Below are 14,463 nucleotides of genomic sequence, written 5' to 3' on the forward strand. Positions count from 1 at the left end.
AAATTTGCTTAATCCCGGACGTAAATGATTTCCGGGCCGTCGTCGTCTTCATCATCGAAGAAGTCGTCGTCTTCGTCGATATCGTCGACGCTACGCACACCGGATTTACGCAGTGCACGCTGGTCGTCCAGCGCCTGCAGACGGGCACGCGCCTCGTCCTCGATGCGCTGATCCAGCTCGGCCAGCTCCTCGGCGAATACCGGGTCTTCGGCGATGCGTTCGGCACGCACTTCCAGGTAATGCATGATGTCGCGGCTGATGCGCTCGGTGCCGTCGCGGCTGATGGCCGACACCACGTAGACCGGCCCCTGCCAGTTCAGACGGGCGACGATATCGGCCTTGCGCGCCTCGCGCTCGTCCTCGGGCACCTGGTCCATCTTGTTCAGCACCAGCCAGCGATCGCGCTCGGCCAGCGCCGGGCTGAAGCGGCCCAGCTCGTCGATGATCACCTGCGCCGCTTCGGCCGGATCGCTCTCGTCCAGCGGCGCCATGTCCACTAGGTGCAGCAACAGGCGGGTACGTGCCAGGTGCTTGAGGAAGCGAATGCCCAGACCGGCGCCCTCGGAAGCGCCCTCGATCAGACCGGGAATGTCGGCGACAACAAAGCTCTTGAAGCGGTCGACGCTGACCACCCCCAGGTTCGGCACCAGGGTGGTGAAGGGGTAATCGGCGACTTTCGGCTTGGCTGCGGATACGGCGCGGATGAAAGTGCTCTTGCCGGCATTGGGCAGGCCGAGCAGGCCGACGTCGGCCAGCACTTTCAGCTCCAGTTTGAGATCGCGCGACTCACCCGGTTTACCTGGCGTGGTCTGACGCGGTGCACGGTTGGTACTGGACTTGAAGCGGGTGTTGCCCAGCCCGTGCCAGCCGCCCTGGGCGACCATCAGACGCTGACCGGCCTTGACCAGATCGCCGATCACCTCCTGGGTGGCCACGTCGATCACCGTGGTGCCGACCGGTACCGGCAGGATCAGATCCTCGCCCTTGGCGCCGGTGCAGTCGGTGCTGCCGCCCTTCTCGCCGTTCTGCGCGTGGAATTTGCGGGTGTAGCGGTAATCGATCAGGGTGTTGAGGTTCTCGTCGGCCTCGAGGAAGACCGAGCCACCGTCGCCACCGTCCCCGCCGTTGGGGCCGCCCTTCTCGATGAACTTCTCGCGGCGGAAGCTCATCATGCCGTTACCGCCGTCACCGGCTTTTACAAAAATCGAAACTTCGTCGACAAATTTCATGGATACGCCTCCCGCAAGAGCTGCGGGTCAACAGAACAACGTAAAGGCCCTTGCCGGATGACCCCACGCAGGCAGCGTGGCGTTACGGGTCATCGGGCAAGAACCCAAGGATACAGAAACAAAAAAGCCCCGTCCTACGGACAGGGCTTTTCCAGCGCGTAGGCGATTAGGCCTGAACGACGCTCACGTAGCGACGGCCGAAAGCGCCCTTCACTTCGAACTTGACCACGCCTTCGATCTTGGCGAAGAGGGTGTGGTCCTTGCCCATGCCCACGCCGAAACCCGGGTGGAACTCGGTGCCGCGCTGACGAACGATGATGTTGCCGGCCTTGATGACCTGACCACCGTACATTTTCACGCCAAGGCGTTTACTTTCGGAATCGCGGCCGTTACGGGTAGAACCGCCAGCTTTTTTGTGTGCCATGAGTCAATACTCCTATAAAGGGATCGGGGCCGACGAATCAGGCCTGGATACCGGTGATTTTGATCTCAGTGAACCACTGACGGTGGCCCTGACGCTTCATGTGGTGCTTACGACGGCGGAACTTGATGATGCGCACTTTGTCGTGACGACCTTGCGAAACGACTTCGGCAACCACTTTAGCGCCGTCTACGACCGGAGCGCCGATCTGAACGTCGTCGCCATTGCCGATCAGCAGAACGCGATCGAAAGTCACGGCTTCGCCGGTAGCGACTTCGAGCTTCTCGATCTTGAGGAATTCGCCTTCGGTGACTTTGTATTGCTTGCCACCAGTAACAATTACTGCGTACATGGTAAATCTCCGTTAATCCTGCTCACCCAGCGCTTTAGAAAAGTCGTTATTGGCTGGCATGGCTGCTCGGGGCCGGAAGTGACACCCTTGCAATTGCGTAAGGCAGGGAAATGCCCAGGGGGAAGTTCAGGGTGCGCGATTGTACGCAAGCGCCGAACGCTGCGCAAGGGCTGGCGGCACTTGCCTTGACAGCCCCCACCCCGCCACCTAGCATGCCGCGCAACCTCAAAGGAGCACCAGTAGCCGATGCAACCCCAGGCTTTCTACCGCGTGGTAGCGGACGATTTCACTGCCGTCGATGGCATCATTCGCCAGCAGGTGGTTTCCCGCGTGCCGCTGGTGGAAAAGATCGGCGACTATATCATCTCCGCTGGCGGCAAGCGCCTGCGCCCGCTGCTGGTACTGCTCAGCGGCCGCGCGCTGGGCTATCAGGCCGACGACCTGCGTCTGCTGGCCGCCACCATCGAATTCCTGCACACCGCCACTCTGCTGCATGACGACGTGGTCGACATGTCCGATATGCGCCGTGGCCGCAGCACTGCCAATGCCCAGTGGGGCAACGCACCGAGCGTGCTGGTGGGCGACTTCCTTTATTCGCGCTCGTTCGAAATGATGGTCGAACTCGGCTCCATGCCGGTGATGAAGATTCTCTCCCACGCCACCCGCGTCATCGCCGAAGGCGAAGTGCTGCAGCTGTCCAAGGTACGCGACGCCAGCACCACGGAAGAGACCTACATGGAAGTCATCCGCGGCAAGACTGCAATGCTGTTCGAAGCCTCGACCCACAGCGCCGCGGCGCTGGCGGGCGCCAACGAAGCACAGCATGAAGCCCTGCGCACCTTCGGCGACCACCTGGGCATCGCCTTCCAGCTGGTCGACGACCTGCTCGACTACAAGGGCGACGCGGCAGAGCTCGGCAAGAACGTCGGCGACGACCTGGCCGAAGGCAAACCGACCCTGCCACTGATCTACACCATGCGTGAAGGCTCTGAGGAGCAAGCTGCACTGGTACGCCGCGCGATCCAGAAAGGTGGCATCGAAGACCTGGAAAGCATCCGCGCTGCGGTCGAGGCAGCCGGCGCGCTGGATTACACCGCACAACTCGCCCGCGACTACGCCGAACGCGCCATCGCCTGCCTGGACGTACTGCCGGCCGGCGAGTACCGCGACGCGCTGATCGAGCTGAGCCGCTTCGCCGTTGCCCGCACGCACTAAGAAGTAGCCCGGATGTAATCCGGGAAAGCCTTACCCCAAGCGATCCGCCCCGGATTGCATCCGGGCTACAGGCTGGCGATACATAGCAACAACTCAAACAAAAACGCCCCGAACCAGTCGGGGCGTTTTGCGTTCAGGCGCAGCCGATTACAGGCGCAGGCCGCCGTCCAGTTCCAGGATGCGACCGGTGTAGTAGTCGTTTTCCAGGATGTAGGCCACCGAATGGGCGATCTCGGCCGGTTTGCCCATGCGCTTGAGTGGAATGCCGGAGGTCATCTTCTCCAGGGCTTCCGGCTTCATGCTGGCGGTCATCTCGGTTTCGATGAAGCCCGGCGCCACGCCCGCCACGCGAATGCCGTAGCGCGCCAGCTCCTTGGCCCAGACCACGGTGTCGGCAGCGACACCGGCCTTGGCCGCGGAGTAGTTGGCCTGGCCCATGTTGCCGGCACGGGAGATCGAGGAAATGTTGACGATGGCGCCCTGGTTGCCCAGCTCGATCATCTTCGCCGCCACTTCTCGGGTGCAGAGGAACACACCGGTCAGGTTGACGTCGATCACCGCCTGCCACTGCGCCAGGCTCATCTTGGTCATCTCACCGTCCTTGACGCGGATGGTCAGACCATCGCGCAGGATGCCGGCATTGTTGACCAGGCCGTTGATGGCGCCGAAATCCTCGGCCACCTGGGCGACCATGTGCGTGACCTGCTCTTCATTGGCCACGTTGCACAGGTAGGCACGGGCATCGCCACCGGCGGCCTTGCAGGCGGCCACGGCTTCATCGAGCTTTTCCTGGTTCAGATCGACCAGCGCCAGCTTGGCGCCCTTGGCCGCCAGGTACTCACCCATGGCGCGGCCCAGTCCCTGGCAACCGCCAGTGATGATGATGACTTTGTCTTTCAGTTGCATCGCTTTATCCCCTCAAGGTGCAGCATTTAGCGACCCCGCTGATGCCCGCTAGCCGCTATGCTAGGGCGTCTGTCCGTTTCTGACGGATTCTTTGCGAGGAGTCATAAGGTGAGCGTGAAAGCCGGCAAGCATGCACGAGAATTGCTGCTCAAGGAATACCGTGGCGTGCTCAGCACCCACTCCAAGGCCATGCCGGGTTTCCCGTTCGGGTCGGTGGTGCCCTACTGCCTGGATGCCGAGGGCCGGCCACTGATCCTGATCAGCCGCATCGCCCAGCACACCCATAATCTCGGGCAGGACGCCAAATGTTCGCTATTGGTTGGCGAGCGTGGCGCAGAGGATGTGCAGGCGGTCGGCCGCCTCACTTTGCTCGCCGAAGCACGACAGTTGCATGACGAGAGCGAAATCGAAGCGGCCGCACAACGTTATTACCGCTTTTTCCCCCAGTCACGCGACTACCACCGGGCGCATGATTTCGATTTCTGGCGGCTGGAGCCGGTGCGCTGGCGCTTCATCGGCGGCTTCGGCGCCATTCACTGGCTCGACCAGGTCGCCCTGGCCAATCCCTTTGCGGCAGATGGCAGCGAAGCGAGCATGGTCGAGCACATGAATGAGGATCACGCCAAGGCCATCGCGCATTACGTCGAACTTGCAGGCCTGCCCCGGCATGAACCGGCGCAGATGGTCGGTGTCGACAGAGAAGGCTTTCACCTGCGCATTGGCCAAAGCCTGCACTGGCTGGCCTTTCCAACATCCTGCAACAACCCGGGACAGGTGCGTGAAGCCCTGGTGATGCTGGCTCGCGCCGAGAGCTGGCCGACCGACGGTTTGGCTTCAGCTTGAATTCAGGCCACAACCCCATACTTAACTCCTACTGGAAGCTCGCTTCCGCCAAGGACCCTCTGAAAATGCGCGCGTTTCTGTTTCTCTTTCTGCTCTTTCCGATCATCGAGCTGGCGTTACTGATCAAGGTCGGCAGCGCCATTGGCGTGTTGCCCACCCTGCTGTTGATCATCGGTACCGCGGTGCTTGGCAGTATCCTGCTGCGCGTCGCCGGGGTCGCGACCGCTTGGCGTGCCCGGGAAAAACTCTCGCGCGGCGAACTGCCCGAGCAGGAAATGCTCGAAGGCCTGTTGATCGCCGTCGGTGGTGGCCTGCTGCTGCTGCCGGGTTTCATCAGCGACATCTTCGGCGTGCTCTGCCTGATTCCTTTCACCCGTCGTCTGCTGGTCGGCAAGATTCGCCGCCGCGCCGAGGAACAGGCACTGCGCCAGCGCGCCTTCTTCGACGACCAGGCTGCCCGCTCCGGGCAAACCCGCCCAAATGTCCTCGAAGGCGAGTACGAACGCCGCGACTGATCCATGCAGCACCTGTAGAAGGCGGCTTGCCGACGATCCCGCTCAGGCTGATCGCCGGTGAGCCGGCTTCTACTCAAGCGCAACGCTGGCATCGGACTGCGCTGTGCGATATCCCCCTCCGCTGCGCAAAAATTTTCACCCCCTCCCCTTGAAATGCCCTTGCCCGCCCACATGTAGCAGTCACCGCAAGGTGCCTGCCCGCTGAGGCAGTCCAACTTTCGCGGTACGCCCAGCGTGCCGCACCCGGCCTCGCCGGATTTTACAAACCCGCCGACCAAGCAAGAGTCGGCAAGTTGGCCATTCAATTGTTAGGAGAGATCGACAATGAAGCTTCGTCCTCTGCATGACCGCGTCGTGATCCGTCGCAGCGAAGAAGAGACCAAAACCGCAGGCGGCATCGTGCTGCCGGGTTCGGCCGCCGAGAAGCCGAACCAGGGTGAAGTCGTTGCCGTCGGTACCGGTAAGGTTCTGGATAACGGCGAAGTCCGTCCGCTGGCCGTCAAGGTCGGTGACAAGGTGGTATTCGGCCCGTACTCCGGCAGCAACACCGTCAAAGTCGACGGCGAAGACCTGCTGGTCATGGGCGAGCACGAAATCCTCGCTGTCATCGAAGCCTGATTCCCACGAATCTCCGTTTAACCTTCAAGAATTTGAGGACTGATCAAAATGGCTGCTAAAGAAGTCAAGTTTGGCGATTCCGCCCGCAAGAAAATGCTCGTTGGCGTCAACGTACTGGCCGACGCCGTCAAAGCCACCCTCGGCCCGAAAGGCCGTAACGTGGTTCTGGCCAAATCCTTCGGTGCCCCGACCATCACCAAAGACGGTGTGTCGGTTGCCAAGGAAATCGAACTGAAAGACGCCTTCGAAAACATGGGCGCCCAGCTGGTCAAGGATGTAGCTTCCAAGGCCAACGACGCTGCCGGTGACGGCACCACCACCGCGACCGTTCTGGCTCAAGCCATCGTCAACGAAGGCCTGAAGTCCGTTGCTGCCGGCATGAACCCGATGGATCTGAAGCGCGGCATCGACAAGGCCACCAGCGCCATCGTTGCTCAGCTGAAAGACCTGGCCAAGCCGTGCGCCGACTCCAAGGCCATCGCCCAGGTAGGCACCATCTCCGCCAACTCCGACAACTCGATCGGCGACATCATCGCCGAAGCCATGAACAAGGTCGGCAAAGAAGGCGTCATCACCGTTGAAGAAGGCTCGGGCCTGGAAAACGAACTGTCCGTCGTAGAAGGCATGCAGTTCGACCGCGGCTACCTGTCGCCGTACTTCATCAACAAGCCGGACACCATGGTTGCCGAGCTGGACAGCCCGCTGCTGCTGCTGGTCGACAAGAAGATCAGCAACATCCGCGAACTGCTGCCGGTACTGGAAGCCGTCGCCAAAGCCGGCCGTCCGCTGCTGATCGTGGCTGAAGATGTCGAAGGCGAAGCCCTGGCTACCCTGGTCGTCAACAACATGCGCGGCATCGTCAAGGTCGCTGCCGTGAAGGCGCCGGGCTTCGGCGACCGCCGCAAGGCCATGCTGCAGGACATCGCCATCCTGACCGGCGGCACCGTAATCTCCGAAGAAGTTGGCCTGTCCCTGGAAAGCGCCACTCTGGAGCACCTGGGTAACGCCAAGCGCGTCGTCCTGAACAAGGACAACACCACCATCATCGATGGCGCTGGTGCTCAGGTCGACATCGAAGCCCGCGTTGCACAGATCCGCAAGCAGGTCGAAGAAACCTCGTCCGACTACGACAAAGAGAAGCTGCAAGAGCGTCTGGCCAAGCTGGCTGGCGGTGTTGCCGTGATCAAGGTTGGCGCTGCCACCGAAGTCGAGATGAAAGAGAAGAAAGCCCGCGTTGAAGACGCCCTGCACGCTACCCGCGCTGCAGTGGAAGAAGGCGTGGTACCTGGCGGTGGCGTAGCTCTGGTGCGCGCTCTGCAGGCCATCGAAGGTCTGAAGGGCGACAACGAAGACCAGAACGTCGGTATCGCTCTGCTGCGTCGCGCTGTCGAAGCGCCGCTGCGTCAGATCGTTTCCAACGCTGGCGGCGAGCCGAGCGTAGTGGTCGACAAGGTCAAGCAGGGTTCGGGCAACTTCGGCTTCAACGCCGCTACCGACACCTACGGCGACATGATCGAGATGGGTATTCTCGACCCGGCCAAGGTCACCCGTTCTGCCCTGCAGGCTGCTGCCTCCATTGGCGGCCTGATGATCACCACCGAGGCCATGGTTGCCGAAGCGGCTGACGACAAGGCTCCGGCCATGCCTGACATGGGTGGCATGGGCGGTATGGGTGGCATGGGCGGCATGATGTAAGCCGACCAGCCCCTGAGCTGTTACAAGAACCCCGCGCCCGTCGCGGGGTTTTTTATTGTCTGGGCAAAGGGAAGCAGTCGCACCAGCGACGCAAAACCGAACATGGGTCATGGAGTCTGGACTTGGCAAGGCCTACTGGTGCTGAAGCGCTGGAAGACTTCGAGGACATCGAACGCCGGTATGCCCAGGGCGGCCATGAAGCATGCGGCGAGGCGGTGCACACCCAGCTGCTGCAACTCGTCGGCGCGACTCGCGCGCGCATGCGCCTGGCCCGCTGGCAGGATCTTCCCAGATGGCCCCAGGGGGCTCGGCACAGCTCTTGCCTGAACAAGCGACCTGCCGGCGCGGCGCCGGCAGCGCTCTATCGTGAAGCACCGTTCCATTTGCCTCATCCCCAACAGGAAGTGGCTCTATCTTGCACGCTGGCGCCCGGTAACGAGTTGGTCTGCAGGTAACTACAAGCGTCGGGCCGGCTGTTACAGAGCGCCGTAACCGGCACCTAAGGTTACGTTTAAGGCGTTACCGGCATCTTTGCCTGAACCAACAGTCAAGGCCCGTGTCCCAGCACCACCCAGACGGAGCCAGCCATGCTCGATGACCGTTCGTCGCACAAGGCTACGACCAGGTGATTGGTGATCTAGGTTTAGCGAACAGCGTTTGGCAGCGCTTTCAAGGGGTTAGCAAAATGAAACTAGAAATAGCACGAGGTTTGTTCCTCGGCCTCGCCCTCAGCGTAACGGCGGTCGCCGCTGCGGCCTGGCAGGAACCCGGCCCACGCATAGTGGAAGCGCGCGACTGCTCTTCCACCCAGCCCTGCCCCACAGCGCCCTTGCGCAAGCAGGTACAGCCCGCCGTGAAGCCGGATGCCAACCTGCTGGTACTGATGTTCGGCCTGAGCGGCGCGATGAAAGGCGAGCATTAACCCCCTCACGCCCTACCCTTCTGGCGGGCCAACCAGCAGCGCTGGGTGGCTCGCCAATACCTGCCTCGCTGCATGGCCATCTGCGCAATCTCCTGGCTATCGATGTCGCCAACAGATCGGCCCACCGCTCCCTCTCGCGCCAGTGTAGCGCGCGCATAGTGGCGTTTTAGAGCAGCTCATTCAGGTTTGTTTAAGTAAGAATCCTTATCGTTGCGGCGGAAGTGACCGACCGGTCACAGGCGTTTGGTCAGCAGTCGAGAACGTCACTCATGAAAATGACAGGAGATGCAACGATGAACTCAACCGCTTCCCGAACCGGTACCCCACTGCGCCCCGTAGCCAAGGACCAGGCCGAGCAAGCCCTGCACCAACTGGTGCAGGGCTTTCGCCGTTTTCGGCAGGAGGTCTACCCGCAGCAACAGGCACTGTTCAAGCGCCTGGCATCGGCCCAGGCACCCAGCGCCATGTTCATCACCTGCGCCGACTCGCGCATCGTTCCCGAGCTGATTACCCAGAGCGCCCCCGGCACCCTGTCCGTCACCCGCAACGTGGGTAACGTGGTGCCGCCTTACGGTCAGATGAATGGCGGCGTCTCCACCGCCATCGAATATGCCGTGCTCGCCCTTGGCGTGCAGCACATCATCGTTTGCGGCCATTCCGACTGCGGCGCGATGAAGGCCGTGCTCAACCCCGCCAGCCTCGATGGCATGCCCACCGTGCGCGCCTGGCTGCGCCATGCCGAAGTGGCGCGCAGCGTGGTGGCAGACAACTGCAACTGCGGCAGTACGCACGAAACCCTCGGCGTGCTGACCGAGGAAAACGTGGTGGCCCAGCTCGACCACCTGCGCACCCACCCTTCCGTCGCCGCGCGCCTGGCCAGTGGTCAGTTGCAGATTCATGGCTGGGTCTACGACATCGACAGTGGTGGCATCCGCGCCTACGACGCCGCCTCGGGCAACTTCCTCCCGCTCGACGGTGACGAGCAGCCCTGCGCCACCCCGCAACCTCGTTACGCCAGCGCCTGACCCATTCATTTCCCCGAGCCTGCCTTCATAAATGGAGGCGGGCACGGGCTGCTTTTGCCCGCAAGTCGGGCCAGGAGATCCCCATGAACCTGTTTCGCACATTGCCACGGGACGCGTTGGCGTCCGTCGTGGTCTTTCTCGTCGCCCTGCCCTTGTGCATGGGCATCGCCATCGCCTCCGGCATGCCACCGGCCAAAGGCCTGATCACAGGCATCATCGGTGGTCTGGTGGTCGGCTTCCTGGCCGGCGCGCCGCTGCAGGTCAGCGGCCCGGCGGCAGGGCTGGCGGTACTGGTATTCGAGCTGGTACGCACCCACGGCATGGCTGCCCTCGGCCCGGTGCTACTGCTGGCCGGATTGATCCAGCTGGCCGCCGGAACCTTGCGTCTGGGCGGCTGGTTTCGCGTCACCGCACCGGCGGTGGTCTACGGCATGCTCGCCGGTATCGGCATCCTCATCGTGCTGTCGCAGGTGCACGTGATGATCGATGCGGCGCCCAGGGCCTCGGGCCTGGACAATCTGCTGGCCTTCCCCGCAGCGGTGCGCGACGCCCTAAGCCTGGCCAGCGGCAACGCCATGATCGCCGGCATGATCGGCCTCGGCACCATTGCCAGCATCTGGCTGTGGGAGCGCTTTCGCCCGGCGCCGCTGCGCTTTCTGCCCGGCGCCCTGGTGGGCGTGACCCTCGCCACCCTCACCAGCCTGTTGCTGGCACTGCCGGTCAAGCGCGTCGAGCTGCCGGCCAACCTCGGTGATGCCATCGACTGGATCACCCCGCAAAGACTGGCCAGCCTGGCCGACCCGCAATTGCTGATCGCCGCCCTCGCCCTGGCCTTTATCGCCAGCGCCGAGACGCTGTTGTCTGCGGCCGCCGTGGATCGCATGCACGACGGCCCGCGTGCGCGCTTCAACCGTGAGCTGTCCGCCCAGGGTATCGGCAACATCCTCTGTGGCGCGGTCGGCGCCCTGCCGATGACCGGCGTGATCGTGCGCAGCTCGGCCAACGTGCAAGCCGGTGCTCGCGGCCGCGCCTCGACCATACTCCACGGCGCCTGGCTACTGGCCCTGGTCGCCCTGCTGCCCGGCGTGCTGCAGAGCATTCCGGTGGCCAGCCTCGGTGCGGTGTTGGTGTACACCGGCTGCAAACTGGTGGATCCCAAGGCCATGCGCAACCTCGGCCAGTACGGGCGCGCCCCGGTGTTCATCTACGCCGCCACGGCGCTTTGCATCGTCTTCACCGACCTGCTGACCGGTGTGCTGGTGGGCTTCGCCCTGACCCTTTTGAAGCTGGTGTGGAATGCCTCGCGTCTGCGCGTGAAGCTGGTGCCCACCGGCCCGGATAGCGCCGAACTGCGCATGAGCGGCGCCGCCACCTTCCTCCGTGTGCCACAACTGGCCAAGCTGCTGGCCAGCGTCGAGCCCAGCACACGCCTGCATCTGAGCCTGGCGCGGGTCAGCTATATCGACCATGCCTGCATGGAACTGCTGGAAGACTGGGACCGCTCAGCCCGCGCCCAGGGCGGCGGCTTGGAGATCGTCGAAGGAGCGGCGTTGAAGCGTCGGGTGGAAGGTAGACAGCGCACGGCGCTGGCCTGAATGCAGCGCGGCTCACTCACACTGGCCGGTGAGTGAGCCAGACTGGGGACAGACCTTTTGCTTCCTTTGGGCGGGGCCGGCCATCCGGCGTTTGAAAAAAGTGAGTCGCCGTAAGGGCGATACGAAGCGAAGCGTAGTAACAGCCGCAGGCTGGCCCGGAGGGTGAGCGAAGCGAATCAACCGTAATTACGCACGACGAATTTGCGGCGTCGGAGTGCTGGGCTCAAGTAAGAGCAAGAGCCCCTCTCCCCTAGCCCCTCTCCCGCAAGCGGGAGAGGGGAACTGATCGCGGGCCTTCAGCAATCTCAGCAGGCCTTCGAGGCTTCCGAGATTTTCGCGGCTAAAGCCGCTCCTACGGATTTGGGTGGCTTCGGGTCGCGGCTGAAGCCGCTTCTACAAGAGCGTGGCGATACCCGCGGCCTTGCCTTCAGGCCCCCGTGATCAGCCGCTCGATGATTTCCCGCCGCTCAGGATGGTCCGGCACCTGAATACCAAACTCCTCCTGCAACACCCTCAGCACCTCATCGACACTCTGCAACTGCACCCGCTCACTCGCCTGCCCCAGGCGGTGGATGGCGAAGCTGCCATTGTTCAGCGTCTTGCGCAGGCCGGGCCCGGTGCGGGCGGCGATCATCTGGCCGAGGAAGGGCGAATCCGGGTGGGTGCACACGTACCAGTTGCCCACCACGTAGTCGATATCCGCCACCTTCTGCAGATCGAACACGTACATCGCCCGCCAGGTGTCAGCCACCAGGGCGCGCAGGGTGTAGGTGCCGTCCACCAGCGATAGGCGATAGGGCTCGTGCGGCGTGGCCTGCTCCGCCTCGCTGTCGAGCAAAAGCGGGCCGGTCGGCACCATCCCGCCGAAGCCGACGTCGCTGATGTAGCGCACGCCATCGATGGTCACCAGCACCAGCATATGAGTGCGCGCCGGCAGGGCATCTTCCGGGCCGCCCATGACCACGCGGCCGGTCAGCCCGCGCGCGTCGAAGCCCAGCGCCTGCAACAGGAGCAGATACAGGCGGTTGAGTTCGAAGCAGTAGCCGCCACGGCCCTGACGCAGCAGCTTGTCCTGAATCGCGGCAGGTTCGACCTCCACCGGCACGCGCAGCATGCTGGCCAGGGTTTCGAAGGGAAATTCGGCGGTGTGCCGCGCCTGCAGCTCGCGCAGGGTGTCGAGCGTCGCTGGCGGCGCCGACGAGTAACCCAGGCGCCCTAGGTATGTGTGCAGATCCAGCTGGAATGCTTCGGTCATCGTGCTTCTCCCTTTTTACCTGCCGGCTGTTGTACCAGAGGCGGCAGAGGGGAGATATCTATCGGGTCGATAGCCCGTCTGATCGTCCTCACGCTCCGCGTGGGTATGCGGCCCGTGACGCTCCGCGCATCCACCGTAACGGCCGCAGAGCGGCCGAGGCTACAGGCCCCCATGCTGAGCGTGGGAGCGATCACGCAACCCCCCAGGTGGCTGCAGTTTTGCGGCTGAAGCCGCTCCTACAGGTGTCCCGGTGTCTGCCTCATAACGCCCACCAATGAAAAAGGCCGGTCTCGCGACCGGCCCTTTCGTGCAACGCGTCAGCTCACTCAGCCATTGCTGGGGAAGGCGAACTGCGCCGCCTCGTGGCTCTTGCGCGCCGGCCAGCGCTGAGTGATGGCCTTCTTGCGGGTGTAGAAGCGCACGCCATCCGGACCGTAGGCGTGCAGGTCGCCGAACAGCGAGCGCTTCCAGCCGCCGAAGCTGTGGTAGGCCACCGGCACCGGCAGCGGCACGTTGACGCCGACCATGCCCACTTCGATCTCGTCGCAGAACAGGCGCGCGGCTTCACCGTCACGGGTGAAGATGCAGGTGCCGTTGCCGTACTCGTGATCGTTGATCAGGGCCATGGCGTCTTCCAGGCTGCCGACACGGACGATGCACAGCACCGGGCCGAAGATTTCGTCGGTGTAGATGGTCATTTCCGGGGTGACCCGGTCGAACAGGGTGCCGCCGACGAAGAAGCCATTATCAAAGCCCGGTACCACCAGGCCGCGGCCGTCGACCACCAGCTTTGCGCCCTGGGCCACGCCGGCGTCGATGTAGCCCTTGACCTTGTCGCGCGCAGCGGCGGTGACCAGCGGGCCCATGTCCAGGCCGCAGGAGGTGCCGGCACCGATCTTCAGCGCCTGGATCTGCGGGACGATCTTCTCCACCAGCGCATCGGCGATCTGGTCACCTACGCACACGGCCACGGAGATGGCCATGCAGCGCTCGCCGCAGGAGCCGTAGGCCGCGCCCATCAGGGCGCTGACGGCGTTGTCCAGGTCGGCATCGGGCATCAGCACGGCGTGGTTCTTGGCGCCGCCAAGGGCCTGCACGCGTTTGCCGCGCTTGGTGCCTTCGCTGTAGATGTACTCGGCGATCGGGGTCGAACCGACGAAGCTCAGGGCCTTGACCTCGGGCGCTTCGATCAGTGCATCGACTGCGTCCTTGTCGCCGTTGACCACGTTCAGCACGCCCTTGGGCAGGCCGGCCTGCTGCGCCAGCTCGGCGATGAACAGGGTGGAGCTGGGATCGCGCTCGGAGGGCTTCAAGATGAAGCAGTTGCCGCAGACGATGGCCAGCGGGTACATCCACAGCGGCACCATGGCCGGGAAGTTGAACGGGGTGATGCCAGCCACCACGCCGATGGGCTGCAGGTCGGTCCAGGCGTCGATGTTCGGGCCGACGTTGCGGCTGTACTCGCCCTTGAGGATTTCCGGGGCGGCGCAGGCGAACTCGACGTTCTCGATGCCGCGCTTGAGTTCGCCGATTGCGTCCTCGATGGTCTTGCCGTGCTCGGCGCTGATCAGCGCGGCGATTTCGTTCTCGTTCTGCTCCAGCAGTTGCTTGAAGCGGAACATGATCTGCGCGCGCTTGGCCGGCGGCGTGTTGCGCCAGGCCGGGAAGGCGGCCTTGGCGGCGTCGATGGCCAGCTGCATGGTGGCGCGGTCGGCCAGGCCGACGGCAGCGGTGGAGTCGCCGGTGGACGGGTTGTACACCGGGGCACTGCGCTCGTTGCCGGCAACGCGCTCGCCGTTGATCAGGTGGGGGATATGGCTCATAAGGTTCTCCATCAAGAAATCGGGTATTGGGGAGAGACACCCTCTCCCC

Annotated in this window: 15 protein-coding genes; 9 read left to right on the plus strand and 6 right to left on the minus strand. The window is 63.4% G+C overall.

Annotation, left to right across the window (positions count from 1 at the left end; genetic code table 11):
• Window positions 1-8: 8 nt before the first annotated feature.
• The 3 genes from cgtA to rplU all read right to left on the minus strand — a co-directional run bounded on the left by cgtA (window position 9) and on the right by rplU (window position 2,002).
• Entirely contained in the window at window positions 9-1,229 is a 1,221-nt protein-coding gene (gene cgtA / locus GYB81_RS20020; RefSeq protein WP_003240429.1) for an Obg family GTPase CgtA, read from the minus strand.
• Window positions 1,230-1,395: 166 nt separating this feature from the next.
• Window positions 1,396-1,653, minus strand: coding sequence for a 50S ribosomal protein L27 (rpmA, locus tag GYB81_RS20025; RefSeq protein ID WP_003240427.1), 258 nt, complete (start codon window positions 1,651-1,653; stop codon window positions 1,396-1,398).
• A gap of 37 nt (window positions 1,654-1,690) precedes the next feature.
• Window positions 1,691-2,002: a 50S ribosomal protein L21 gene (gene rplU, locus GYB81_RS20030; protein ID WP_004424548.1), complete on the minus strand. Its 312-nt coding sequence runs from the start codon at window positions 2,000-2,002 to the stop codon at window positions 1,691-1,693.
• A 246-nt stretch (window positions 2,003-2,248) separates the two neighbouring features.
• Here rplU and GYB81_RS20035 point away from each other — a divergent pair, with 246 nt between their 5' ends.
• Window positions 2,249-3,217 carry a polyprenyl synthetase family protein gene (locus GYB81_RS20035; RefSeq protein ID WP_161867256.1) on the plus strand — a complete coding sequence of 323 codons (969 nt, stop codon included), beginning with the start codon at window positions 2,249-2,251 and terminating at the stop codon, window positions 3,215-3,217.
• Window positions 3,218-3,364: 147 nt separating this feature from the next.
• On the opposite strand, the gene GYB81_RS20040 is transcribed toward GYB81_RS20035, so the two are convergent.
• Window positions 3,365-4,123, minus strand: coding sequence for an SDR family oxidoreductase (locus tag GYB81_RS20040; RefSeq protein ID WP_161867257.1), 759 nt, complete (start codon window positions 4,121-4,123; stop codon window positions 3,365-3,367).
• Window positions 4,124-4,231: 108 nt separating this feature from the next.
• Here GYB81_RS20040 and GYB81_RS20045 point away from each other — a divergent pair, with 108 nt between their 5' ends.
• The 8 genes from GYB81_RS20045 to GYB81_RS20080 all read left to right on the plus strand — a co-directional run bounded on the left by GYB81_RS20045 (window position 4,232) and on the right by GYB81_RS20080 (window position 11,336).
• Window positions 4,232-4,966, plus strand: a complete 735-nt coding sequence (locus GYB81_RS20045) for a HugZ family pyridoxamine 5'-phosphate oxidase (RefSeq protein WP_161867258.1) — start codon at window positions 4,232-4,234, stop codon at window positions 4,964-4,966.
• Between the two features lie 65 nt (window positions 4,967-5,031).
• Complete coding sequence (locus GYB81_RS20050; RefSeq protein WP_161867259.1) at window positions 5,032-5,481, plus strand: FxsA family protein; 450 nt, start codon at window positions 5,032-5,034, stop codon at window positions 5,479-5,481.
• Between the two features lie 324 nt (window positions 5,482-5,805).
• Complete coding sequence (locus GYB81_RS20055; protein WP_021700385.1) at window positions 5,806-6,099, plus strand: co-chaperone GroES; 294 nt, start codon at window positions 5,806-5,808, stop codon at window positions 6,097-6,099.
• Window positions 6,100-6,147: 48 nt separating this feature from the next.
• On the plus strand, window positions 6,148-7,794 hold the full coding sequence (gene groL / locus GYB81_RS20060; RefSeq protein ID WP_161867260.1) for a chaperonin GroEL: 1,647 nt from the start codon (window positions 6,148-6,150) through the stop codon (window positions 7,792-7,794).
• Window positions 7,795-7,916: 122 nt separating this feature from the next.
• Window positions 7,917-8,249 (plus strand): hypothetical protein, encoded by a 333-nt coding sequence (locus GYB81_RS24795; protein ID WP_233787642.1) that lies wholly within the window; start codon window positions 7,917-7,919, stop codon window positions 8,247-8,249.
• 230 nt (window positions 8,250-8,479) lie between these two features.
• Window positions 8,480-8,716 carry a hypothetical protein gene (locus tag GYB81_RS20070; RefSeq protein WP_161867261.1) on the plus strand — a complete coding sequence of 79 codons (237 nt, stop codon included), beginning with the start codon at window positions 8,480-8,482 and terminating at the stop codon, window positions 8,714-8,716.
• A 293-nt stretch (window positions 8,717-9,009) separates the two neighbouring features.
• Complete coding sequence (locus GYB81_RS20075) at window positions 9,010-9,741, plus strand: carbonic anhydrase (RefSeq protein WP_306342690.1); 732 nt, start codon at window positions 9,010-9,012, stop codon at window positions 9,739-9,741.
• Window positions 9,742-9,824: 83 nt separating this feature from the next.
• A complete protein-coding gene (locus GYB81_RS20080; protein ID WP_161867262.1) occupies window positions 9,825-11,336 on the plus strand; it encodes a SulP family inorganic anion transporter in 1,512 nt (503 codons plus the stop codon).
• A 427-nt stretch (window positions 11,337-11,763) separates the two neighbouring features.
• Here GYB81_RS20080 and GYB81_RS20085 read toward each other — a convergent pair whose 3' ends face one another.
• Window positions 11,764-12,591 carry an arylamine N-acetyltransferase family protein gene (locus GYB81_RS20085; protein WP_161867263.1) on the minus strand — a complete coding sequence of 276 codons (828 nt, stop codon included), beginning with the start codon at window positions 12,589-12,591 and terminating at the stop codon, window positions 11,764-11,766.
• A 326-nt stretch (window positions 12,592-12,917) separates the two neighbouring features.
• Entirely contained in the window at window positions 12,918-14,414 is a 1,497-nt protein-coding gene (locus GYB81_RS20090; RefSeq protein WP_161867264.1) for a CoA-acylating methylmalonate-semialdehyde dehydrogenase, read from the minus strand.
• Between the last annotated feature and the right edge of the window lie 49 nt (window positions 14,415-14,463).

Source organism: Pseudomonas yangonensis, assembly GCF_009932725.1.
Taxonomy (GTDB): Bacteria; Pseudomonadota; Gammaproteobacteria; order Pseudomonadales; family Pseudomonadaceae; genus Aquipseudomonas; species Aquipseudomonas yangonensis.

Bases quoted from the DNA above. Each gene is read 5' to 3' on its own strand.
- cgtA (WP_003240429.1), bottom strand. From the start codon at position 1,229: ATGAAATTTGTCGACGAAGTTTCGATTTTTGTAAAAGCCGGTGACGGC.
- rpmA (WP_003240427.1), bottom strand. From the start codon at position 1,653: ATGGCACACAAAAAAGCTGGCGGTTCTACCCGTAACGGCCGCGATTCC.
- rplU (WP_004424548.1), bottom strand. From the start codon at position 2,002: ATGTACGCAGTAATTGTTACTGGTGGCAAGCAATACAAAGTCACCGAA.
- GYB81_RS20035 (WP_161867256.1), top strand. From the start codon at position 2,249: ATGCAACCCCAGGCTTTCTACCGCGTGGTAGCGGACGATTTCACTGCC.
- GYB81_RS20040 (WP_161867257.1), bottom strand. From the start codon at position 4,123: ATGCAACTGAAAGACAAAGTCATCATCATCACTGGCGGTTGCCAGGGA.
- GYB81_RS20050 (WP_161867259.1), top strand. From the start codon at position 5,032: ATGCGCGCGTTTCTGTTTCTCTTTCTGCTCTTTCCGATCATCGAGCTG.
- GYB81_RS20055 (WP_021700385.1), top strand. From the start codon at position 5,806: ATGAAGCTTCGTCCTCTGCATGACCGCGTCGTGATCCGTCGCAGCGAA.
- groL (WP_161867260.1), top strand. From the start codon at position 6,148: ATGGCTGCTAAAGAAGTCAAGTTTGGCGATTCCGCCCGCAAGAAAATG.
- GYB81_RS20070 (WP_161867261.1), top strand. From the start codon at position 8,480: ATGAAACTAGAAATAGCACGAGGTTTGTTCCTCGGCCTCGCCCTCAGC.
- GYB81_RS20075 (WP_306342690.1), top strand. From the start codon at position 9,010: ATGAACTCAACCGCTTCCCGAACCGGTACCCCACTGCGCCCCGTAGCC.
- GYB81_RS20080 (WP_161867262.1), top strand. From the start codon at position 9,825: ATGAACCTGTTTCGCACATTGCCACGGGACGCGTTGGCGTCCGTCGTG.
- GYB81_RS20085 (WP_161867263.1), bottom strand. From the start codon at position 12,591: ATGACCGAAGCATTCCAGCTGGATCTGCACACATACCTAGGGCGCCTG.
- GYB81_RS20090 (WP_161867264.1), bottom strand. From the start codon at position 14,414: ATGAGCCATATCCCCCACCTGATCAACGGCGAGCGCGTTGCCGGCAAC.